The sequence below is a fragment of the Pseudomonas sp. P4_C4 genome (assembly GCF_056402055.1).
Map to the genome: position 1 here is coordinate 54188 of NZ_JBFUID010000026.1, position 23344 is coordinate 77531.

Genomic DNA, 23344 nt, shown 5'->3' on the forward strand with positions numbered 1-23344 from the left:
CACTAGACTGCGGGCCGCAAGTACTGCCTTATAGACCCTGCTCTACAAACGGAACGGTCAGGGCCAGTGCCGCATCCAGTGCGCCAGCGTCGGTACCGCCGCCTTGCGCCATGTCTGGACGACCACCGCCCTTCCCGCCCACTGCCGCAGCGGCTTGCTTCATCAAATCACCGGCTTTGAGTTGGCCAGTCAGGTCTTTGGTTACGCCTGCAACCAGAACGACCTTTTCCTCATGGACACTGCCGAGCAGGATCACTGCGCGGCCGAGTTTGTTTTTCAGTTGATCGACCAGCGCCAGCAGCGCCTTGCCATCCTGACCGTCCAGACGCACGGCCAGCACTTTCACGTCCTTGACGTCCAGCGCCTGGGCCGACAGATCGTCGCCCGCGGCACTGGCAGCCTTGGCCTGCAACTGCTCGAGTTGCTTCTCCAGCAGACGGTTGCGCTCCAGCACAGCCGACAGCTTGTCGATCAGGTTGTCGCGGCTGCCCTTGACCAGGCTGGCCGCTTCCTTGAGTTGTTCTTCCGCCGCGTTCAAGTAAGCCAGCGCTTGCGCACCGGTAACGGCTTCGATACGACGCACACCCGATGCCACACCGCCTTCGCTGATGATTTTCAGCAGGCCGATGTCGCCGGTACGGCTGGCGTGGATACCGCCGCACAGCTCGACGGAGAAATCGCCCATGCTCAGTACACGCACGTTGTCGCCGTATTTCTCGCCGAACAGCGCCATGGCGCCTTTTTGCTTGGCGGTTTCGATATCGGTCTCTTCGGTTTCAACGGCAGAGTTCTTGCGAATCTCGGCGTTGACGATGTCTTCCAGCGCCTTGATCTGCTCAGGCTTGATGGCTTCGAAGTGACTGAAGTCGAAGCGCAGGCGCTGACTGTCGACCAACGAGCCTTTCTGTTGAACGTGATCGCCCAGCACCTGGCGCAATGCAGCGTGCAGCAAGTGAGTCGCTGAGTGGTTCAACGACGTGGCGTGACGCACCTCGGCGTCAACGTGGGTCTCGACCGGCGCACCGACGATCAGGCTACCCGAATCCAGGATACCGTGGTGCAGGAATGCACCGCCGGTCTTGGTGGTGTCACGCACGTCGAAACGCGCGCTGCCCGCCTGCAGGTAACCGCAATCACCGATCTGGCCACCGGACTCGGCGTAGAACGGCGTCTTGTCGAGAACGATCACGCCCTCATCGCCTTCGCTCAATACGTCGACCGACTGGCCATCTTTATACAGCGCAACGATTTTGGCGGAACCGCTGTGAGCGATGTAACCGGTGAACTCGGTGGCCACGTCAACCTTGACCAGGCTGTTGTAGTCCATGCCGAAGGAGCTGGCGGAACGGGCACGAACGCGCTGGGCTTCCATTTCACGCTCGAAACCTTCTTCGTCGATGGTCAGGCTGCGCTCGCGAGCGATGTCGCCGGTCAGGTCCATCGGGAAACCGTAGGTGTCGTAGAGTTTGAACACCACGTCGCCCGGCACCACGTCGCCTTTGAGGTCAGCCAGATCCTGCTCGAGGATCTTCAGGCCCTGCTCCAGGGTCTTGGCGAATTGCTCTTCTTCGGCCTTCAGCACGCGTTCGATGTGCGCCTGCTGGGATTTCAGTTCCGGGAAAGCTTCGCCCATCTCGGCAACCAGGGCTGCGACGATCTGGTAGAAGAAGCTGCCCTTGGCGCCCAATTTGTTACCGTGACGGCAGGCGCGACGGATGATCCGGCGCAGCACGTAACCGCGGCCTTCGTTGGACGGCAGCACGCCGTCGGCGATCAGGAAACCGCAGGAACGGATGTGGTCAGCCACCACTTTCAGCGAAGCCTGGGCGTCATTGGTGCAACCAATGGCCTTGGCCGAAGCGGTCAGCAAGCTCTGAAACAGGTCGATTTCATAGTTCGAGTGAACGTGCTGCAGCACGGCACTGATCCGCTCCAGGCCCATGCCGGTGTCGACCGACGGCGCTGGCAGCGGGTGCAACACGCCATCGGCGGTGCGGTTGAACTGCATGAACACGTTGTTCCAGATTTCGATGTAGCGGTCGCCGTCTTCTTCCGGCGAGCCCGGTGGGCCGCCCCAGATGTCGGCGCCGTGATCGTAGAAAATCTCGGTGCAAGGACCGCACGGGCCGGTATCGCCCATGGTCCAGAAGTTGTCGGAGGCGTACGGCGCGCCCTTGTTGTCGCCGATGCGCACCATGCGCTCGGCCGGAACGCCGATTTCCTTGGTCCAGATGTCGTACGCCTCGTCATCGCTGGCGTAGACGGTGACCCAGAGCTTTTCCTTCGGCAGGTTCAGCCACTTGTCGGACGTCAGGAAGTTCCAGGCGTAGGTGATGGCATCACGCTTGAAGTAATCGCCGAAGCTGAAGTTACCCAGCATTTCGAAGAAGGTGTGGTGACGGGCGGTATAACCGACGTTTTCCAGGTCGTTGTGCTTGCCGCCGGCGCGCACGCATTTCTGGCTGCTGACCGCGCGGGTGTACGCGCGTTTTTCCTGGCCCAGGAAGCAGTCCTTGAACTGGTTCATCCCCGCGTTAGTGAACAGCAGGGTTGGGTCGTTGCCCGGAATCAAAGAGCTGGAGGCTACACGGGTGTGGCCTTGCTCTTCGAAGAAGCGAAGGAAGGCTTCACGGATTTCTGCGCTTTTCATTAGGTTCTTCCACGGAGGCTGCGGCCAAAGGCCTGTTCGAAACGTCAACAGACGAAGCGACGGCAAAGGGCCGCATTATATCGGCCCAGCGCGCGGGGTACAGCGTGTTTATACGATAGAAACGCTCAATTGGAGCGCTAACGCTATCACTTGCGCGAAAAGCCGACGAATGTCGCGACGACTTGCTCGATTTGCGCACGGCTGACGTCCATGTGCGTGACCATACGCAGACGCGCGGCGGCACTGAGCTTGATCCCGCGCTCGGCGGCAAAGGCCTTGATGGCCTCGGCCTGGTCGCCCATCTGCACGTAAACCATGTTGGTCTGCACCGGTTCGACTTCGAAACCCGCCGCCCGCAGGCCTTCGGCCAGGTATTGCGCGTTGGCGTGGTCATCGGCCAGGCGCTGAACGTTGTGATCCAGCGCGTACAGGCCTGCCGCCGCCAGAATCCCGGCCTGACGCATGCCGCCACCGACCATCTTGCGCAGGCGCCGGGCCTTGCCGATCAGCTCGGCCGAGCCGCACAGCACCGAACCGACCGGGGCGCCCAACCCTTTGGACAGGCACACCGAGACGGAATCGAAATACTGGGTGATTTCCCGGGCATCGACACCCAGCTTGACCGCAGCGTTGTACAGGCGAGCCCCATCCAGATGCAGCTGCAAACCGTTTTCGCGGGTAAAACTGCGCGCCCGCGCCAGGTACTCCAGCGGCAGGACCTTGCCTTGCATGGTGTTTTCCAGCGCCAGCAAGCGGGTACGCGCAAAGTGGAAGTCGTCCGGTTTGATCGCTGCGGCGACGTGGGTCAGGTCCAGCGAACCGTCGGCCTGCACTTCCAGCGGTTGCGGCTGGATCGAACCGAGCACCGCCGCACCGCCGCCTTCGTACTTATAGGTGTGAGCCTGCTGGCCGACGATGTACTCGTCACCGCGTTCGCAGTGGGCCATCAAACCCAGCAGATTGCTCATGGTCCCGGTTGGCACGAACAGCGCCGCGGCAAAACCCAGCCGCTTTGCCAATTCAGCTTCCAGACGATTGACCGTCGGATCTTCGCCATACACGTCGTCACCGGTGGCCGCAGTGGTCATCGCGTCGAGCATGCCGGCGCAAGGTTGGGTGACGGTGTCGCTGCGAAGATCGATAACGCTCATGAATCCGGCCTCGGTAAGCAGGGGAAATCCCTTTCAGGAAAGAATTACTGCGGGCATGGCGACGATTAATCAACCCTTGCGTAGGAAAAGGCCGATTAATCCAACGGAAAAGTCGATGACAATCATCCAAAAGGGGCCATGCGCATACCGCAAATATGTGATAAAAACGCTGCGCCGCCAAACATTTGGGCGGCAAAAACGTTCTCAGGGCGGGGTGCAACTCCCCACCGGCGGTAATTGCGCACAATGCGCATAGCCCGCGAGCGCTTGGTGACAGCACGGCTTCGGCGGTGCCTGGCAGCAAGGTCAGCAGACCCGGTGTGATCCCGGGGCCGACGGTCATAGTCCGGATGAAGAGAGAACGGGATTGACAACAAAGGGCCGTCCGCCGGCATTCGTGCGAGCGTGCGTACCCTCAAATCCCCTTCGATTCATAACGCCCTGTTTTTCACACAAACAGGAGTCAGAACATGCAACCCACCGCAATTGACAGCAAAGCCAAAAACCATCACGGCGAGCGCGTTGCGTTCATCCAGGCCTGCTGGCACAAGGATATTGTCGATCAGAGCCGTAAAGGCTTCGTCGCCGAAATGATTGCCCAGGGTTATCAGGAATCCGACATCGACTTCTTCGAAGTCGGCGGCGCCTTTGAAATGCCCCTGCACGCCAAGTTGCTGGCCAAGACCGGTCGTTATGCCGGCATCGTCGCGGCAGCCCTGGTGGTGGACGGCGGGATCTACCGTCACGAGTTCGTCGCCCAGTCGGTGGTCAGCGGCCTGATGCAGGTGCAACTGGAAACCGAAGTGCCGGTGTTCTCGGTGTCCCTGACCCCGCACCACTTCCATGCCGGCGAAGAACTGCATCACAAGTTCTTCTTCGATCACTTCGTGCACAAAGGCCAGGAAGCGGCAAAGACGTGTGCCGATACGCTGCACAAGATCCGCGCATTGCGCCGCACCGAGCCACGCGCGCTAGCCGTCTAAACACAAATCCTGCGATCCGGGTGATGTTTCTGGCGTCACCCAAATCAACTGTGGGAGCGAGCTTGCTCGCGATAGCGGTGTTTCAGTCAACAAATTCATCGACTGAAAGTCCGCTATCGCGAGCAAGCTCGCTCCCACAGGGGTTTTTATGTCTGGCTTCAGCTTGTGGTCAGGCCAGGTTCTCGTCGGTGGTCGGCACGACCAGGATGCCGGCACGCAAACCGTTCTTCACCTTGGGGTTCGGGAAGATGATCCGGGCGCCCTCCTCCTCGATGATCCAGCGGGTGTTGGCGATGTCTTCCGCCAGCAGATAACCCACTTCCAGCTCCGAAAAGTTCTCGATGTCCGCCGGCAGGTTCAGGCGGAAGCTGTCGCTGTGCTTGATGATTTCCCGTGCCACGCTGTACAGCTGCAAACCGTCCAGTGCTTCGTCAGTCAATTCCGGCTCGGTGCCTTCGATGATCTGCTTGAGGCGCGCCTCCAGCAGCGAGACATTGACCCCGGCGTTCTGCCCGAATGGCCGCGCCTTGCCGAGCTCCAGGGTGAAAGCCTCGGCACCGAGCTTGTCGTAGGTGTAGGCGCTGAACACGATGGACGGCTTGTTCTGCAGCAACACCGCTTCCATGCCGGCGGCGCGCAGGCGTGCCAGTTCCTGACGCGAATGCTGACGGTCTTCTTTCCATGGGTACAAGGCGAACTGCTCGATTTTCGAGCCACGAATGGCCGTGTGCAGGTCGTAATGCAGGCGCTGACGATCAGGCAGACTGAAGAAACTCGCCGCCAACCGCTCCAGCTCACAAGCACGCAAGGCTTCGGAGCCACTGCTTTGTTCATGACGGCCATTGAACAGCCGATTGACGTCCTGCTCGACGAAACGCTCGCCCTTGCGAATCGCCTCTGGGTTGCCGAACAGGAACAGAATACGTGCGCGCGGCTTCAAGTCGCCGCGGGCAATGTCGTGCAACAGGCGATCGAGCAACTCGATCGGCGCTGTTTCATTGCCGTGGATCCCCGCCGACAGCAGCAGGTCCAGGCCATTGTCACGCGCTTCAGGTGGCCGGACTTCCAGCGCACCTTCGCTCAACCAGCGCATGCGCACGCCTTCGACAGTCAGTTGAGTCTTCTCCGCCGGTTCACGGCCGGCGAGGGTCAGTTCAAGCAGTTTGCCGAGGGCGAGCATAGAGCGGTTTCCTTAGTGATCGTGGTTGCAATCCGGGCCGTGAACATGTTCCTCGTCGGTGAGGTCGGCAGGTTCCATCTCCAGTTGCAGACTTACCAGATTAGTCGCCAAAGGGCGCAGCAGCAGGTTGGCGTACTCGGCATCGCCTTCTTCGACGTCCACACCGATCAGCAACTGGCCGCGGCCGTCCTGCTGGATCCACAGCTCTTTGCCTTGCCACATGACCGCGACGCGGGTGCAGGAAGTCTCCAGTTGCGTGCCGTCGGTGTCTTCAAGGATCAGCTGCAGGGTATCGCTCATATCTTTACGCTCTCGTTTGAGATGAAGCAGCGCGCTGCCGTAGAAGGCGGCGCGCCGTCGATCAATTGATCTGGAATGGATAAACCGCGCCCAGTTTAAGGATTTGCGTCAGTTCATCCAGTGCCGTCCGGCACTCAAGCAACAATTGCGGGTCCGCCAGATCGTTTTCGGTCATGCGGTCGCGGTAGTGCTTCTCGACCCATTCGGTCAGTGTGCCGTACAGCGGCGCCGTCATGATAACCCCTTGATTGACGGCCGCCAGCTCGGTTTCGTTGAGTGCCACGCGCAACCTCAGGCAAGCCGGGCCACCGCCGTTCTGCATGCTCTGCTTGAGATCGAAGACTTTCACTTCGCGGATCAGGCCGCCGGAGCTGGTCAAACCCTGCAAATACTGCCAGACACGCTCGTTGCCACGGCATTCTTCCGGCACGATCAATAGCATGGAGCCATCAGGACGCGACAGCAGTTGGCTATTGAACAGGTAGGAACGAACCGCGTCTTCCACGCTGACCGCGGAACGCGGAACACAGACAGACTGAAATTTCCCACCGACTTTGGCGAGTTTGCTCTGCAGTTCCGCAAGCATCTGCTCGGTCTCGAGGAACGCGTCCTCGTGATAGAACAGCACTTCGCCGTTGCCGACCGCAATCACGTCGTTGTGGAACACGCCCTGATCGATCACCGACGGGTTCTGCTGGGCGTAGACCACGCCGTCATCGCTCAAGCCGTGCAAACGGGCAACGGCTTGGGACGCTTCGAGGGTCTGGCGCGCCGGGTACTTCTGCGGTGCCGGGTAGCGGGTGTCGAACGCGCTGCGGCCGAACACGAAGAACTCGACACCGGCTTCGCCGTATTCACGGCAGAAACGCGTGTGGTTGGCCGCGCCTTCGTCACCGAACTGCGCCACGGCCGGCAAGGCAGCGTGGTGGGCAAAGTGTTTCTGGTCAGCGAACATCGCCCCCAGCACGCGGCTGGTGGTCGGGTGTTCGATGCTGCGGTGATATTTGCAGTTGAGGTTGGCGGCGGTGAAATGCACGCGGCCATCAGCAGTGTCGGCGCTCGGACTGACCGTGGCGGCGTTGGCCACCCACATGCTCGAGGCCGAGCAACTGGCCACCAGCAGCGGCATCGCGTCTTTGGCAGCGCGCTCGATCACTTCAGCATCGGTGCCGCCAAAACCCAGGCGACGCAGTGCGGCCACATCCGGGCGCTCTTGCGGTGCCAGTACGCCCTGCTGGAAACCCATTTCCATCAGCGCTTTCATTTTTGCCAGGCCTTGCAGCGCCGCTTCCTTGGGGTTGGAAGACTGCTGGCTGTTGCTCTGGGACGCGACGTTGCCATAGGACAGGCCGCCGTAGTTATGGGTCGGCCCCACTAGACCGTCAAAATTGACTTCATAGGATTTCATCAGCGAGGCTCCACGAGAATCTGTTGTTATAGGCTTCAGTAACTATTCTTTGAGACCGCGTTGCGGCCATCGCGAGCAGGCTCACTCCTACAGGTTTGGTGGTGTTCACACATTTTATGTAAGACACAAATCCTGTAGGAGTGAGCCTGCTCGCGATTGGGCATCACGCCATTTTCACGCCTGGCGTCAGGGACGCGGGCATGATCAGACTCGGCGTTTCCAGCGAGGCCACCGGGTACGCGCAGTAATCCGCCGCGTAATAGGCACTGGCGCGATGGTTGCCCGAGGCGCCGACGCCGCCGAACGGTGCACTGCTCGCGGCACCGGTCAGTTGTTTGTTCCAGTTGACGATACCGGCACGGCTTTCCAGCCAGAATTGCTGGTAACGCGCTTCGGAGTCCGACAGCAGACCAGCGGCCAGACCGTAGGCGGTGTCGTTGGCTTCAACGATCGCCGCTTCAAAATCAGCGTAGCGGATCACTTGCAGCAACGGGCCGAACAGCTCTTCGTCAGGTCGATCGGCGACAGCGGTCACATCCAGAATGCCCGGGGTCAGCAAGGCCGATTGAGCCTGAGGCTGCGTCATTTCCAACAGCGCCACAGCGCCATTGGCCAGCAGGTGTTGCTGGGCATTCATCAACGCTTTTGCCGCGCCAAGGGAAACCACCGAGCCCATGAACGGCGCCGGTTGCTGATCGAAGGCACCGACTGCGAGGGTCGCGCTGACCGCCACCAGGCGCGCCAGCAGCGAGTCGCCCCAGGCACCTTGTGGCACCAGCAAGCGCCGGGCGCAGGTGCAGCGCTGGCCGGCGGAGATGAACGCCGACTGAATAATGGTGTACACCGCGGCATCAAGGTCCGCGACCTGATCGACCACCAGCGGGTTGTTACCGCCCATTTCCAGCGCCAGGATCTTGTCCGGACGACCGGCGAATTGCTGGTGCAGGTGATTGCCGGTGCGGCTGGAGCCGGTGAAGAACAGGCCGTCGATGCCCGGGTTCGCCGCCAGGGCGATACCGGTTTCGCGAGCGCCTTGCAGCAAATTCAATACACCGGCCGGCAGACCGGCCTCGATCCAGCACTTGACCGTCAACTCGGCGACTTTCGGTGTCAGTTCGCTTGGCTTGAACAGCACGCTGTTACCGGCCAGCAGTGCCGGCACGATGTGGCCGTTCGGCAGGTGACCCGGGAAGTTGTAAGGACCGAACACTGCCACCACACCGTGTGGTTTGTGGCGCAGCACAGCGGTGGCGTCGCCCAGCGGGCCGCTCTTCTCGCCGGTACGTTCGCGGTAGCTCTGCACCGAGATGGCAATCTTGTTGACCATGCTGGTGACTTCAGTCGCCGCTTCCCACAGGGGTTTGCCGGTTTCTTCACCGATGGTATGAGCCAGTTCGTCCGCGTGAGTCTTCAGGGCAGCAGCAAAGGCTTCCAACACCGAAATACGTTCTTCCAGGGTACGCCGCGCCCAGCCCGGGAACGCCTGACGCGCCGCTTGCACAGCCGACTCAACCTGAGCGGCGGTGGCACCGGTGCCGGACCACAGCACCTGCTGGGTCACCGGGTTCAGCGACTCGAAGGCTTCGCCCCCACCTGCCAGCCATTCACCTGCGATGTAAAGCGACTTCATTATTTCGACTCCCGAGCTGCGGACAACGCCACGGCGCGCACTTGATCGCCAGCGTTGAGTTGAAGACGTTTGGCGGTCTGCGGATCGACCACCAGGGTGCCGGCGGCCAGACGTGCTGGCGCAGCAGTGATCCGGCAGTCCTCGCGCTTGCGGTTGTGAATGATGAATGGCGTGGCGTCGTCACCCGGCGTGCCGACGGCCAGCACCAGCGCCTGGCTGTCACGCACGGCGCGGATCTTGGCGGTTTCGCACTCGATGGCCGGGCCGGCGTCGAAAATGTCGACGTAGCCCTGGTAGCTGAAACCTTCGCTCTTGAGCATGGCCAGCGCCGGCTCGGTGTCCGGGTGCACCTGACCGATCACGTTGCGCGCATCCGGCGACAGGAAGCAGGTGTACAGCGGAAATTTCGGCATCAGTTCGGCAATGAACGCCTTGTTGCCCACGCCGGTCAGGTAGTCAGCCTGGCTGAACTCCATCTTGAAGAAGTGCCGGCCCAGGCTTTCCCAGAACGGCGAACGCCCGGCCTCGTCGGAAACACCGCGCATTTCGGCAATGATCTTGTTGCCGAACAGTTGCGGGAACTCGGCGATGAACAGCATCCGCGCCTTGGACAGCATGCGACCGTTGAGGCCACTGCGGTAATCGGCGTGCAGGAACAGCGAGCACAGCTCGGAGTTGCCGGTCAGGTCGTTGGCCAGGAACAGCGTCGGGATTTCACGATAGATGTTCAGCTCTTGCGAAGCGCTGACCGTCAGACCGACCCGGAAGTTGTACCAAGGCTCACGCAAGCCAACGGCGCCGGCAATGGCGGAAATGCCCACCACGCGAGCGTCGTCGTCTTCGAGCACGAACAGGTAGTCCGCGTCGCCCCGCCCGGCTTCGCCGCGAAAGGTCTTCTCGGCCCAGCCGACCCGATGGGCCAGCCGCTCTTCGTTGGCCGGCAAGGTGGTCAGGCCGGTGCCGGTGCTGCGGGCCAGGTCGATCAGAGCGGGTAAATCGCTGCTGCGTACGGGACGAACGATCATGCTATCTCCTCAAACGGGCCGCTTGCGCCACCCGTGAAACTTCGCTGCTTTCTAGGCATCAATTGCGACGTTAAACCGCCACCAGGCGCACGCTGGCACCCTCGCCGACGCCCAGGGCTTCGGCTGCTTCCAGGTCCAGGGTCACCGGTTTACCCGGTGCGTAGTCAAGCTCGAGCATGACCGCGCGGTAGTCCTGCAACTGGGCATTGGCAACCAGATACTGGCGACCGACGCCTTTGACCGGCTCGCCGATCTTCACCGGCACCACACGGCTCTGGGCGATCGAACGGATCCCCGAGACACGGGCATGCAGCGTCGGGCCGCCGTCGAAGATATCGATGTAGTGATCGGTTTCGAAGCCTTCGCGCATCAGGATGTCGAAGGTGATCTGCGCCCGCGGGTGTACCTGGCCCATGGCTTCTTGAGCGGAGTCCGGCAGCAGGGGCACGTAGATCGGGTAATGCGGCATCAGTTCGGCGAGGAACGTCCGGCTCTTCAGGCCGCACAGACGCTCGGCTTCAGCGTAGTTGAGGTCGAAAAAGTTGCGCCCGATGGCATCCCAGAATGGCGAGTCGCCGTTTTCATCGCTGTAACCGACGATCTCGGTCACCACGGAATCGGCAAAACGCTCCGGATGGCTGGCCACGAACAGCAAACGGCCACGGGAGTTGAGCTCCGACCACGGCGAACCCACCAGATCGCGCTGCACGTAGAAGCTGGTCAGCAAACTGTTGCCGGTCAGGTCGTGGCACTGCGAGAGCACGTGGATCTTGTTGTGAATCTTCAGCTCGCGCGAAGCGTGCACGAAGGTTTCGTTGCGGAAGCTGTAGAACGGCTCGGAATAACCGGCGGAAGCAACGATTGCCGAACAGCCGACCAGCTTGCCGGTAGTGGAGTCCTCAAGGACGAAGAAATAGCTTTCCTCACCATTGAAGCTCACTTCGGCGGCGAACGAGGCTTCGCTTGCCGCGATCTTGTCGCTCAGGCGTTCAACGTCATCCGGCAAGGAAGTGACACCAATCGGGCTGTCCGCAGCCAGACGCTGTACCTCGCCCAGATCAGCCATTTGCGCGGGGCGCATCACCAGCATGGTGTCACTCCTTTTTCTAAAACTCTTTGAGGAAAATAAGCCAGCCCCTTGTAGGAGCGAGCCTGCTCGCGATGGTGGATCAGCAACAATGATGTCGACTGACACACCATCGCGAGCAGGCTCGCTCCTACAGAAAAGCGGGGCCGGCAGCAAAATTGGGTTCGACGCCTGAAAGGTCAGGCGTCGAAGGGTCTATCAGGCTTGCGTCAGTTTTGCTGCGGCACGCTCGAAGCGGTCCAGACCGGCATCGATATCGGCGTCTTCCACCACCAGGCTTGGGGCGAAACGCACCACGTCCGGGCCGGCTTGCAGAACCATCAGGCCTTCTTGCTCAGCGGCGTTGAAGATGTCCTTGGCCTTGCCTTTCCAGGCATCGCTCAGCACGCAACCGATCAACAGGCCCATGCCGCGGACCTTGGTGAACAGCCCGTATTTCTCGCCGATCTGCTCAAGGCGCGCCTTGAACTTGTCGTGTTTGGCGTTGACGCCGGCCAGTACTTCAGGGGTGTTGATCACGTCGATCACGGCTTCAGCGACCGCACACGCCAGCGGGTTGCCGCCGTAAGTGGTGCCGTGGGTGCCGACGACCAGGTGCTTGGCCAGGTCGTCGGTGGTCAGCATCGCCGCGATCGGGAAACCACCGCCCAGGCTCTTGGCGCTGGTCAGGATGTCCGGGATCACGCCGTAATGCTGGTAGGCGAACAGATGGCCGGTACGGCCCATGCCGGTTTGCACTTCGTCGAAAATCAGCAGCGCGTTGTGCGCGGTGCAGAGTTCGCGGGCACCTTGCAGGTATTCCAGTTCAGCCGGGATCACACCGCTTTCGCCCTGAATCGGCTCCAGCACCACGGCGCAAGTCTTGTCGGAAATGGCAGCTTTCAACGCAGCCAGATCGTTGTACGGCACGTGGGTGATACCGGTGATTTTCGGACCAAAACCGTCGGAGTACTTCGACTGGCCACCGACGTTCACGGTGAACAGGGTGCGGCCGTGGAAACTGTTGAGCGCGGCGATGATTTCGTACTTCTCGCTGCCAAAGCGGTCGAAGCCGACGCGACGGGCCAGCTTGAAAGCGGCCTCGTTGGCTTCGGCGCCGGAGTTGCAGAAAAAGGCGCGGTCGGCAAAGGTGGCATCGACCAGCTTATGGGCCAGGCGCAGGGCCGGCTCATTGGTGAACACGTTGGACACGTGCCACAGCTTGTTCGCCTGCTCGGTCAAGGCACCGACCAGCGCCGGATGCGCGTGGCCCAATACGTTAACGGCAATCCCGCCGGCGAAGTCGATCAGCTCGCGACCGGACTGGTCCCAAACGCGGGAACCGGCGCCACGCACAGGAATGAATGCGGCAGGCGCGTAGTTGGGAACCATAACCTGATCGAAATCGGCGCGTTGTACCGCAGCGTGCTCAACGGACATCGGAGTCTCCTGAAGAGAAAACACTCGCCTGAAACTGGCGAGCGATGGGGGGATTGTAAGGACAGTTTTCAGCCCGGCCTTGCCGCCAAGCGACAACTTCTTATAGCGCAAACCCCGGATTTTCCCGGGTTTACGGCAATGCGACATATAGGGTCGCAAAGGCGCAGTTTAACTGGCGCGGCGGTTTATAGGCAGTTAGCCGGTGCTGATAAAAATCTACTGCTCGCCCACCTCCCCCTGTAGGAGCGAGCCTGCTCGCGATAGCGGTATTTCAGTTGCATGGGTGCCAGCTGACCTACCGCTATCGCGAGCAGGCTCGCTCCTACAGCCAACTAGCTACGTTCGGCCGGCACTGACGACAATTCGAACGGGCTGCTGCTGCGCCGCTGGTTGCGATCTTCCCGCGGCGTGGCACCGAAGAAGTTGCGGTAGGCGCTGGAGAAATGCGGCCCCGAGGAGAAGCCACACGACAGGCCGATCTGGATGATCGACTTGCTGGTTTGCATCAACATCTGCCGGGCCTTGTTCAGGCGCAGTTCCAGGTAGTACTGGCTCGGCACACGGTTGAGGTATTGCTTGAAGATGCGCTCCAGTTGCCTGCGGGACACGCACACGTGTTGGGCGATTTCGTCGGTGGTCAGCGGCTCTTCGATGTTGGCTTCCATGAGCAACACGGCTTGTGTGAGCTTCGGATGGCTGGAACCGAGGCGGTTCTGCAACGGAATACGCTGGCGTTCGCCGCCCTCGCGAATGCGCTCGACCACCAGTTCCTCGGAGACCGCACCGGCCAGTTCCGCACCATGGTCACGGGCCAGCACCGCCAGCAACAAGTCGAGCACCGACAGGCCGCCGCACGCCGTCAGGCGATCGCGATCCCAGTCGAACAGGTGACTGGTGGCGATGACCTTCGGAAAACGCTCGGCGAAATCGTCCTGCCAGCGCCAATGCACGGCCGCGCGATAACCGTCGAGCAAGCCTAATTGCGCCAGCGGATAAACACCGGCCGACAGACCGCCGATCACGCAGCCGGCACGCACCAGTTGTTTAAGCGCACTGCTGAGCGCCGGCGCCAGTGCGGTCGGTGGCTCGTCGGCGAGCAGGAACAGCTTCTGGAAATTTTCGAGCTTGCCGGTCCACGCTTCACCCGGCAACTGCCATTCGCCTTCGGTCCGCGGTTCGGCCTGCAGGAATGACAGTTCGTAAACCACGTCCGGATGCACACGCTGGGCAACACGCAAGGCCTCCTCAGCCAGCGCAAGCGTCAGTGCTTTAGTGCTGGGCCAAATCAGGAAACCAATTCGATGGGCAGTCATGGGCGAGCGATCCGAAGCGAAGAACAGTGATGAAGGCATGGGCCAATGCTAGCCCGTAAACGAACGCAAATCTCAGAACCAGCACAGATCTAAATGTGGGATCTGGCTTGTCGGAGCCCCCCTGTAGGAGCTGCCGAAGGCTCGGGCCGCGATCGGACGATCTTTTGATCTTGATTTTTCAAATCAAAAGATCGCAGCCTCGCGTCACTCGACAGCTCCTACAGGGGGGCGACAAGCCAGCCCCCACAAGGGAGCGGGGCCAGCCACCAAATTGCGAAGCATGCACTATCCCTGTGCACAACGGCAGTCCTGATTATTTCAAGCTGCCGGACAGGAATTGCTGCAAACGCTCGGACTGCGGGTTCACCAGCACTTCGCGCGGGTTGCCGCTTTCTTCGACCACACCTTTGTGCAGGAACACCAACTGGTTCGACACTTCACGGGCGAAGCCCATTTCGTGGGTCACCACGACCATGGTCCGGCCTTCCTGGGCCAGGGCCTGCATGACTTTCAACACGTCGCCAACCAGCTCCGGGTCGAGGGCCGAGGTCGGTTCGTCGAACAGCATCACTTCCGGCTCCATCGCCAGCGCACGGGCAATCGCCACGCGCTGCTGCTCGCCGCCGGACATGTGGCCAGGATAAGCATCCTTGCGATGAGCAACGCCTACCTTGTTCAGGTAGTGCTCGGCTTTCTCGCGTGCTTCAGCCTTGGACATGCCCAGTACATGCACCGGCGCTTCCATGATGTTTTCCAGCGCGGTCATGTGCGACCACAGGTTGAAATGCTGGAACACCATCGACAGGCGCGAACGCATGCGTTGCAGCTGTTTCGGGTCGGCTGCCTTCAGCGCGCCGTCCTTGTTCGCCACCAGCTTCAGCTCTTCGTTGTTGAGCAGGATCTTGCCCGCGTGCGGCTGCTCCAGCAGGTTGATGCAGCGCAGGAAAGTACTTTTGCCGGAGCCACTGGAGCCGATGATGCTGATCACATCGCCGGCTGCCGCTTTCAGGGACACGCCCTTGAGCACTTCGTGACTGCCATAGCGTTTATGCAGGTCTTGGACTTCAAGTTTGTACATGCTGTCGGTTCTCACAAAAACAGTCAGTCAGTGGTATTCAGTGCTTGCGCGGGGCCAGGTAGCCCAGCCAGCGGCGCTCGGCCATCTTGAACAGCTTCACCAGGATGAAGGTCAGGCACAGGTAGAACACGCCGGCGGTGATGTACGCCTCGAACGGCAGGTAGAACTGGGCGTTGACCGTGCGCGCGGCACCGGTGATGTCGATCAGAGTCACGATCGACGCCAGACTGGTGGTCTGCAGCATCATGATCACTTCGTTGCTGTACTGCGGCAGCGCGCGGCGCAGGGCCGACGGCAGCAGGATGCGCTTGTACATCTTGACCCGCGACATGCCCATGGCCTTGGCCGCTTCGATCTCGCCGTTCGGCGTGGCGCGCAGGCTGCCGGCGATGATTTCGGCGGTGTAGGCGCTGGTGTTGATCGCGAAGGCCAGRCACGCACAGAACGTTGCGCTGGACAGCCACGGCCAGAGGAAGCTTTCACGTACGGCTTCGAACTGCGCCAGACCGTAGTAGATCAAGAACAGCTGCACCAGCATCGGCGTGCCGCGGATCACGTAGGTGAAGAGCCAGGCCGACATGTTGACGACCGCGTTCTTCGAGACGCGCATCAAGCCCAGCGGCAATGCGCACAGCAAGCCGAAGAACAGCGACAGCGCGAGCAGTTTGAGGGTGGTCACCAGGCCGCCGAGGTACAGCGGCAAGGCCTGCCAAATGACGTTGTAGTCGAAGATCATAGATCAGCCGCCCTTACGCCTACCGAGTAGCGCTTCTCAAGGTGACGCAATGCCAGCAACGACACACTGGTGATCACCAGGTACATCGCCGCCACTGCGAGGAAGAAGGTGAAAGGCTCGCGGGTGGCATCGGCCGCCTGCTTGGCCTTGAACATCATGTCTTGCAGACCCACCACCGAAATCAGCGCGGTTGCCTTGGTCAATACCAGCCAGTTGTTGGTGAAACCGGGAATCGCCAGGCGAATCATCTGCGGCACCAACACCCGGAAGAACACCTGGAAACTGCTCATGCCGTAGGCCATGCCGGCTTCGGCCTGACCTTTGGGGATCGCCATGAAGGCCCCACGGAAGGTTTCCGACAGGTACGCACCGAAGATGAAGCCCAGGGTGCCGATACCGGCGGCCAACGGGTTCAGGTCGATGTACTCGTCAAAACCGAGCAGCGGTGCGACGCGGTTGAGCAGGTCCTGGCCGCCGTAGAAAATCAGCAGGATCAGCACCAGGTCGGGAATACCGCGGATCACCGTGGAATACAGGTCGCCCAGCCAGGCCAGCCAGCGCACCGGCGACAGGCGCAGTGCCACGCCGATCAGGCCCAGAACGATGGCCATGGCCATGGACGACAAGGCGAGCTGAAGCGTCAGCCAAGCGCCATCGAGGATGACAGCCCCGTAGCCTTTCAACATGATTCAGGTCCTCGAAAGTTGGGATGAAAAAATGGCGCAAACCTCAGAGATCCTGTTGCTTGCGCCATTTCGGACTTGTCGCAGAGACGTGTTACTTGCCGTAGATATCGAAGGCGAAGTATTTGTCCTGGATTTGCTTGTACTTGCCGTTCTCGCGAATGGCCGCGATGGCTGCGTTGAGCTTGTCCAGCTCAGCCTTGTCGCCCTTGCGCACTGCGATACCTACACCGTCGCCGAAGTATTTGACGTCGGTGAACGCAGGGCCGACGAAGGCGAAACCTTTACCGGCGTCGGTTTTCAGGAAACCGTCATCCAGCAGCGTAGCGTCTGCCACGGTGCCGTCGAGGCGGCCGGCGGCCACGTCGAGGTAAATTTCGTTCTGCGAACCGTAAGGCTTGATCTCGGCACCCAGCGGGGCCAGGACTTCGCGGGCGAAACGCTCGTGGATCGAACCACGCTGCACGCCGATGTTCTTGCCCTTGAGCTCGGTCAGGCCTTCACTGACCTGAGTGCCGGCCTTCATGACCAGGCGAGCCGGGGTGTTGTAGTACTTGTTGGTGAAGTCCACGGACTTCTTGCGATCTTCAGTGATCGACATGGACGACAGGATGGCGTCGATCTTGCGCACCTTGAGCGCAGGGATCAGACCGTCGAACTCTTGTTCGACCCAAACGCACTTGGTCTTCATCTCTTCGCACAAAGCGTTGCCGATGTCGTAGTCGAAACCAACGATGCTGCCGTCCGGCGCTTTCGACGCGAACGGAGGGTAAGCCGCCTCGATACCGATTTTCAGAGGTTTTTCATCGGCGAAGGTTGGCAGAGACAGCACGGACAGTGCCAGGGCGCCAAGCAGCACGAGTTTCTTCATCTTGGGACTCCATCGGTAAAGGGCAAAAACGGCAGAGTGAGCAACAGCCCAATATGCGAGTGAGTGGAACCGGAAAGCAGTGCTGCGTCCTGGGAAGCCAGTGTTTAAATTCAACACGGGCAACGACGAGCGAGTGATCGGCATTCTAACGACAGGCCCGAGGCCGATATTTCTTCAATGCGACAACTAATTACAGAAGCACCGAGAAAGCCGTTTTAGCGCATTGACAGCCCTGCAAAATCATGCAAGAGCAAAAGACATTGAACCGATCTGTATTGCAAATTGCGGGCCTATTATTGGCAAACCCTTCTAATCCGGCAAGCGCAGTGTAATGGCTTATTTTTTGAGGGGCATTTCAGGCCCGGATTTGAGCCCCGGCGTTTCCCAATGCCCCGCATTGAAGCGATGCGGTTACACATTCAGTAACCTGAAGGAATGCAGGTAACAGTAGGAAACCTCCCACAGAGGAAGCCGATAATTATTGGTTGAAGATCAACATCAAAAGATCGCAGCCTTCGGCAGCTCCTACATGAATCGCGTTCCTCTGTAGGAGCTGCCGAAAGCTGCGATCTTTTGATCTTCAAAAACAAAAACCCCGCCAGGTTCAACACCTGACGGGGCTTTTGATGACTCAGATCCGCCGCTTACGCGACATTCATGGTCTTGTGCGTATCAATCAAATGCTGCACCACACTCGGATCAGCCAGGGTGGAGATATCCCCCAACCCATCATATTCAGCCGTCGCAATCTTGCGCAGAATCCGCCGCATGATCTTGCCCGAACGGGTTTTCGGCAGCCCCGGCGCCCACTGGATGACATCCGGCGAAGCAATCGGGCCGATCTCCTTGCGCACCCAGTTTTTCAGCTCCAGGCGCAGCTGCTCGTTCGGCTCTTCACCGTTTTTAAGGGTGACATACACATAAATGCCCTGCCCCTTGATGTCGTGCGGCACACCGACCACCGCGGCTTCGGCGACTTTCGGGTGCGCGACCATTGCGCTTTCGATCTCGGCGGTGCCCATGCGGTGGCCGGACACGTTGAGCACGTCGTCCACGCGACCGGTGATCCAGTAGTAACCATCGGCATCGCGACGGGCGCCGTCACCGGTGAAGTACATGCCACGGAAGGTCTTGAAGTAAGTATCAACAAAACGGTCATGGTCGCCAAACAGCGTACGCGCCTGGCCTGGCCACGAATCGAGAATCACCAGGTTGCCCTCGGCCTCGCCTTCGATGATGTTGCCCAGGTTGTCCACCAGTGCCGGCACCACGCCGAAGAACGGACGCGCCGCAGAGCCTGGCTTGAGCGCATGAGCGCCCGGTAGCGGGCTCATCATGTTGCCGCCGGTTTCGGTCTGCCACCAGGTGTCGACGATCGGGCAACGGGACTTGCCGACATTCTTGTAGTACCAGTCCCAGGCTTCCGGGTTGATCGGCTCRCCCACCGAMCCCAACAGRCGCAGGCTGCTGCCRTCRGCRCCTTCAACGGCGGCSGTGCCCGAGGCCATCATGGCGCGGATCGCCGTCGGYGCGGTGTAGAGGATGTTGACCTTGTGCTTGTCGACGATCTTCGACACCCGGGTGATGTCCGGGTAGTTCGGCACGCCTTCGAACAGCAGCGTGGTCGCACCGTTGGCCAGCGGGCCGTAGACGATATAACTGTGGCCGGTGACCCAGCCGACGTCGGCGGTGCACCAGTAGATTTCACCCGGGCGGTAGTCGAACACGCGCTCGTGGGTCATGGCCGCGTACAACAGGTAACCGCCGGTGGTGTGCTGCACACCCTTCGGTTTGCCGGTGGAGCCGGAGGTGTAAAGGATGAACAGCGCCTCTTCGGCACCCATCTCTTTCGGCGCGCACACGGTGCCGGCCACTTTCATCAGGTCTTCGTACCAGATGTCGCGATGCGGGTTCCACTTGATATCGCCACCGGTGCGCTGGCACACGATGACTTTCTGGATGCTGCTGGTTTCCGGGTTGGTCAGCGCGTCGTCGACGTTGGCCTTGAGCGGGATCCTCTTGCCGGCACGAATGCCTTCGTCGGCGGTGATCACCACTTTGGATTTGCAGTCGATGATGCGACCGGCCAGGGCTTCCGGCGAGAAACCGCCGAACACCACCGAGTGAATCGCGCCGATCCGGGTACAGGCCAGCATGGCGACCACGGCTTCGGGGATCATCGGCATATAGATAGTCACCACGTCGCCGCGGTGCACATCCTGGCCACGCAGGGCGTTGGCGAACTTGCAGACTTGCTCGTGCAGTTCGCGGTAAGTGATGTGGCGGCTTTCGGCAGGGTCATCGCCTTCCCAGATGATCGCGACCTGATCGCCGCGCTCGGCCAGATGGCGGTCGAGGCAGTTGTAGGACACGTTCAGGGTGCCGTCGGCAAACCAYTTGATGTCGACATGGTGATCGTCGAAGGAAGTCTGCTTCACCGTGGTGAAAGGCTTGATCCAGTCGAGGCGCTTGGCTTGCTCGCGCCAGAAGCCGTCCGGGTTGACGACCGACTGCTGGTACATGGCCTTGTAGGTCGCCTCGTCGGTCAGCGTGTTAGCCAGAACCTCGGGACGAACGGGATACAGGGAAGCCGCACTCATCTTTCTTACCTCGGTGGAATAGTTGTTTTTGTATGACCACGTTTTAGCCGGGCCGGGCCTATAGAACCATTCGACGATGGTAGTAACAAGCCCCTACAAATTGTCATGAAAAACCTTCAAACCCACTACCGCCGCGGTACCTGTGGGAGCGAGCTTGCTCGCGATGGGGCACTAAAGGACACCCATTTCAAGGCTGGGACCCACACAGATCGGGGATTGTTACAGGATCTGTCAAAAGTGTTTATCAAATCCACGACTATATGGACGAGGCGCACACACCTAAAATCCGTCTTGCCAACAAGGCAACCTGATTAACCCAGTTACAGCCCCCACGAAGGCAGTTAATCAAACACCCTGGTACTGAAGTTCCACACGCAATCCCAAAAAGATTGCGTGCCCCCTTTCGACCTCTAAAAGGTAAAAATCAAATGAAAGCTTTATTGGTTCTGGCCCTCAGCAGCGTGTGCCTGACCGCCATGGCCGGCGAGGTCCCGACTGATGTCGCCCAGCAACAACCACCCATTGAGGAATACACTTACTCGATGAATCTGGACATCGCCAAAGTGATCTCCATGAGCGAAGCCCCGAACGTGTGTGAAGTTGTACCCATGAAAATGGAATACGAAGATTCCAACGGTCAACGGCATATCCTGCGTTACAGCGCGATGGGCAACGGCTGCTCTAACGGCTGATCCCCTGCTTCACCCCTCCCCCAATAAGGTTCGACCCACCCGCCTCGATCAGGCAGATGAAGCGCCGAACCTTAATGATCGATTAATTCGATTATTTTAAGCATTTATTTGCGCTTTTTAATCGAAATAGTCAGCGTAAAATCAACTGCAACCCAAGACAAACAACGCCTGCGAAACTGGAGCAACGACCATGAAAACCCAACTGATCCTCGCCCTGACCCTCTCCGTCCTGGCTGCCAACACCTTCGCCGCCGATGGTTACGACCGCACCGGCTCGGCTGCTTACACCAGCGAAGCGGCTGTCGCTTCCGACGGTTACGACCACACCGGTTCCGCGTCCTTCGCCGCCGATGGCGCAGACCACATTGGCGCCGGCAAACTGGCTTCCGACGGCGCTGACCGCACTGGCGCCGCCCGCCTCGCCGCCGATGGTGCCGACCACATCGGTGCCGCTCGCCTGAGCTGATCCGCCAGCGTGACTTCACAGCCCGACTTCGGTCGGGCTTAGTTGTGTCTGGAGCCTGAGAAAACCCCACCGAAACACAAGATGTAGTGAAAAATGCCTTTTTTGGTTATTTCTTGAACAAAAATAATCCAGGGCAAAAAATCAGGAAAAAAAATCTTCCCCCGCCAACATCGTTCAAAGCCCTGTAAACCCTCGCTCCGAACGAAAAACCGCCCCCGTCGACCGATCCGTGAGCCATTTCGCCGCCCCACAGCACGCAAAACTTCCCTATAATGCGGCCTTAAACGGGCCTGCAATATTCCCTTACAGGGATGAAAAGCCAGTCTGAAGCCCCGCACAAGCGATCAAAGCTTGCTGCGCCCATCAGTGGCTCTCGGAACCCCGTACAAATTTCTGTTTGATGCCTGCGTATAGCTGCTGCAAAAAACAATTCCTTTAGATCCAACGCGGCCAGTAAGGCCGTGTGAAAAACCGACCTATCCAATTTCACACGGGCACACTGGCCCTCACGCAGGAGACGACACGTCATGCTGAGCTGGGACGAATTCGACAAAGAAGACACGGAAGTAGCAGTCAAGAGCGCCAACGCTGGCCACGCCACCGAAGCCAACATGGACCGTCTCGACAGCGCCGGCGGTGCCGCCGCCCTGGAAGCCCGTGCCGTGACCGCTTCTGACTCCGCCGCCGTTGCCCGCGCCAAAGCCGCCCTGGATTCCCTCGACGTCGCCGAAGGCCTCGCCGAACTCGAAGGCGCCTCCGCCCGTGTCGCCGTTGACGAAAAGCGCATGATCAACTGCCGCGCCGACCTCAACCAACTCGTACCCTTCAAGTACGACTGGGCCTGGCAGAAGTACCTGGACGGCTGCGCAAACCACTGGATGCCGCAAGAAGTCAACATGACCGCCGACATCGCCCTCTGGAAAGACCCGGAAGGCCTGACCGACGACGAGCGCCGCATCGTCATGCGCAACCTCGGCTTCTTCTCCACCGCCGACTCCCTGGTTGCCAACAACCTGGTCCTGGCCGTGTACCGCCTGATCACCAACCCGGAATGCCGCCAGTACATCCTGCGCCAGGCCTTCGAAGAGGCGATCCACACCCACGCCTACCAGTACTGCATCGAATCGCTGGCCATGGATGAAGGCGAAATCTTCAACATGTACCACGAGATCCCATCGGTCGCGAAAAAAGCCACCTGGGGCCTGAAATACACCCGCTCGATCTCCGATCCGAAGTTCGAAACCGGCACCGTCGAAACCGACAAAGAACTGCTGCGCAACCTGATCGCCTACTACTGCGTCCTGGAAGGCATCTTCTTCTACTGCGGCTTCACCCAGATCCTCTCCATGGGCCGCCGCAACAAAATGACCGGCGTCGCCGAGCAGTTCCAGTACATCCTGCGCGACGAATCCATGCACCTGAACTTCGGCATCGACGTGATCAACCAGATCAAAATCGAAAACCCGCATTTGTGGGATGCCGAGATGAAGGAAGAGGCTTCGCAGATGATTCTGCAGGGCACTCAGCTGGAGATCGAATACGCGCGTGACACCATGCCTCGTGGGGTATTGGGCATGAATGCGGCGATGATGGAGGACTACCTGAAGTTCATCGCTAACCGTCGCTTGTCGCAGATTGGGTTGAAGGAAGAGTATCCAGGGACGACTAACCCGTTCCCTTGGATGAGCGAGATCATGGACTTGAAGAAAGAGAAGAATTTCTTCGAGACTCGGGTTATTGAGTATCAGACTGGTGGGGCTTTGAGCTGGGATTGATTCTAGAGCTTGCAGCGATTTGACGACTTGAATCGACAAATCGAATACCAAAAAGCCCCGATCTGATCGTAATGCTGTTCACTTAAGTATTTGAGTCCCAGCCGGGCTTCCCCGAAAATCCGATGCCAGACCTCTGGCATCGGATTTTTTATGTCTGTTCAACAGGACCTGCTCGACCTCGGCGACCTTTTCAACTTTTGCGACCTGAGCACCTTCACCCAAAACATCCCGATTGAGTGGGTAGCGTCTGCGCTGGATCTATCCAGTCAGGCCACCATTCGCCGACGGCGCCTGCCC

At 59.8% G+C, this 23344-nt stretch carries 20 protein-coding genes and 1 riboswitch; of the genes, 5 read left to right on the top strand and 15 right to left on the bottom strand.

Translation table 11 applies throughout. The features are described from left to right. Window positions 1–28: 28 nt before the first annotated feature. Window positions 29–2650, bottom strand: a complete 2622-nt coding sequence (alaS, locus tag AC1DXW_RS15425; RefSeq protein WP_477760164.1) for an alanine--tRNA ligase — start codon at window positions 2648–2650, stop codon at window positions 29–31. Between the two features lie 146 nt (window positions 2651–2796). Then, window positions 2797–3801, bottom strand: a complete 1005-nt coding sequence (gene ltaE, locus AC1DXW_RS15430; RefSeq protein WP_477752850.1) for a low-specificity L-threonine aldolase — start codon at window positions 3799–3801, stop codon at window positions 2797–2799. A 196-nt stretch (window positions 3802–3997) separates the two neighbouring features. Continuing rightward, window positions 3998–4168: riboswitch (FMN riboswitch) on the top strand. 103 nt (window positions 4169–4271) lie between these two features. Here ltaE and AC1DXW_RS15435 point away from each other — a divergent pair. Next, on the top strand, window positions 4272–4784 hold the full coding sequence (locus AC1DXW_RS15435) for a 6,7-dimethyl-8-ribityllumazine synthase (RefSeq protein WP_477752851.1): 513 nt from the start codon (window positions 4272–4274) through the stop codon (window positions 4782–4784). 169 nt (window positions 4785–4953) lie between these two features. On the opposite strand, the gene astE is transcribed toward AC1DXW_RS15435, so the two are convergent. The 13 genes from astE to acs all read right to left on the bottom strand — a co-directional run bounded on the left by astE (window position 4954) and on the right by acs (window position 20114). After that, window positions 4954–5964 (bottom strand): succinylglutamate desuccinylase, encoded by a 1011-nt coding sequence (gene astE / locus AC1DXW_RS15440; protein ID WP_477760165.1) that lies wholly within the window; start codon window positions 5962–5964, stop codon window positions 4954–4956. 12 nt (window positions 5965–5976) lie between these two features. Further along, window positions 5977–6264: a topoisomerase II gene (locus tag AC1DXW_RS15445; protein WP_108215213.1), complete on the bottom strand. Its 288-nt coding sequence runs from the start codon at window positions 6262–6264 to the stop codon at window positions 5977–5979. Window positions 6265–6325: 61 nt separating this feature from the next. After that, window positions 6326–7672, bottom strand: a complete 1347-nt coding sequence (astB, locus tag AC1DXW_RS15450) for an N-succinylarginine dihydrolase (RefSeq protein ID WP_477752853.1) — start codon at window positions 7670–7672, stop codon at window positions 6326–6328. Between the two features lie 163 nt (window positions 7673–7835). After that, window positions 7836–9305, bottom strand: coding sequence for a succinylglutamate-semialdehyde dehydrogenase (gene astD, locus AC1DXW_RS15455; protein ID WP_477760167.1), 1470 nt, complete (start codon window positions 9303–9305; stop codon window positions 7836–7838). Beyond that, window positions 9302–10327 carry an arginine N-succinyltransferase gene (gene astA / locus AC1DXW_RS15460; protein ID WP_477752854.1) on the bottom strand — a complete coding sequence of 342 codons (1026 nt, stop codon included), beginning with the start codon at window positions 10325–10327 and terminating at the stop codon, window positions 9302–9304. The genes astD and astA overlap by 4 nt, the downstream gene beginning before the upstream one ends. A 70-nt stretch (window positions 10328–10397) precedes the next feature. Next, window positions 10398–11417 (bottom strand): arginine/ornithine succinyltransferase subunit alpha, encoded by a 1020-nt coding sequence (aruF, locus tag AC1DXW_RS15465; RefSeq protein ID WP_110658821.1) that lies wholly within the window; start codon window positions 11415–11417, stop codon window positions 10398–10400. Window positions 11418–11612: 195 nt separating this feature from the next. After that, on the bottom strand, window positions 11613–12833 hold the full coding sequence (locus AC1DXW_RS15470; protein WP_150757856.1) for an aspartate aminotransferase family protein: 1221 nt from the start codon (window positions 12831–12833) through the stop codon (window positions 11613–11615). Window positions 12834–13165: 332 nt separating this feature from the next. Next, complete coding sequence (gene argR, locus AC1DXW_RS15475) at window positions 13166–14146, bottom strand: transcriptional regulator ArgR (RefSeq protein ID WP_477755903.1); 981 nt, start codon at window positions 14144–14146, stop codon at window positions 13166–13168. Window positions 14147–14459: 313 nt separating this feature from the next. Continuing rightward, complete coding sequence (locus AC1DXW_RS15480) at window positions 14460–15224, bottom strand: ABC transporter ATP-binding protein (protein WP_046042317.1); 765 nt, start codon at window positions 15222–15224, stop codon at window positions 14460–14462. Window positions 15225–15261: 37 nt separating this feature from the next. Further along, entirely contained in the window at window positions 15262–15960 is a 699-nt protein-coding gene (locus AC1DXW_RS15485; RefSeq protein ID WP_477755902.1) for an ABC transporter permease, read from the bottom strand. Further along, window positions 15957–16646 (bottom strand): ABC transporter permease, encoded by a 690-nt coding sequence (locus AC1DXW_RS15490; protein WP_015096506.1) that lies wholly within the window; start codon window positions 16644–16646, stop codon window positions 15957–15959. The genes AC1DXW_RS15485 and AC1DXW_RS15490 overlap by 4 nt, the downstream gene beginning before the upstream one ends. 91 nt (window positions 16647–16737) lie before the next feature. Then, complete coding sequence (locus AC1DXW_RS15495; protein WP_477755901.1) at window positions 16738–17514, bottom strand: ABC transporter substrate-binding protein; 777 nt, start codon at window positions 17512–17514, stop codon at window positions 16738–16740. Between the two features lie 644 nt (window positions 17515–18158). Beyond that, a complete protein-coding gene (gene acs / locus AC1DXW_RS15500; RefSeq protein ID WP_477760166.1) occupies window positions 18159–20114 on the bottom strand; it encodes an acetate--CoA ligase in 1956 nt (651 codons plus the stop codon). 428 nt (window positions 20115–20542) lie between these two features. Between acs and AC1DXW_RS15505 the strand changes: the two genes are divergently transcribed. The 4 genes from AC1DXW_RS15505 to AC1DXW_RS15520 form a co-directional block, all read left to right on the top strand. Beyond that, entirely contained in the window at window positions 20543–20806 is a 264-nt protein-coding gene (locus tag AC1DXW_RS15505; protein ID WP_223533448.1) for a DUF2790 domain-containing protein, read from the top strand. 190 nt (window positions 20807–20996) lie between these two features. Beyond that, window positions 20997–21272, top strand: coding sequence for a hypothetical protein (locus AC1DXW_RS15510; protein ID WP_477756284.1), 276 nt, complete (start codon window positions 20997–20999; stop codon window positions 21270–21272). Window positions 21273–21799: 527 nt separating this feature from the next. Continuing rightward, window positions 21800–23047 carry a ribonucleotide-diphosphate reductase subunit beta gene (locus tag AC1DXW_RS15515; RefSeq protein ID WP_108215199.1) on the top strand — a complete coding sequence of 416 codons (1248 nt, stop codon included), beginning with the start codon at window positions 21800–21802 and terminating at the stop codon, window positions 23045–23047. Window positions 23048–23197: 150 nt separating this feature from the next. Then, the coding region (locus AC1DXW_RS15520) for a transposase domain-containing protein (RefSeq protein WP_477760168.1) at window positions 23198–23344 on the top strand (147 nt) is incomplete at its 3' end.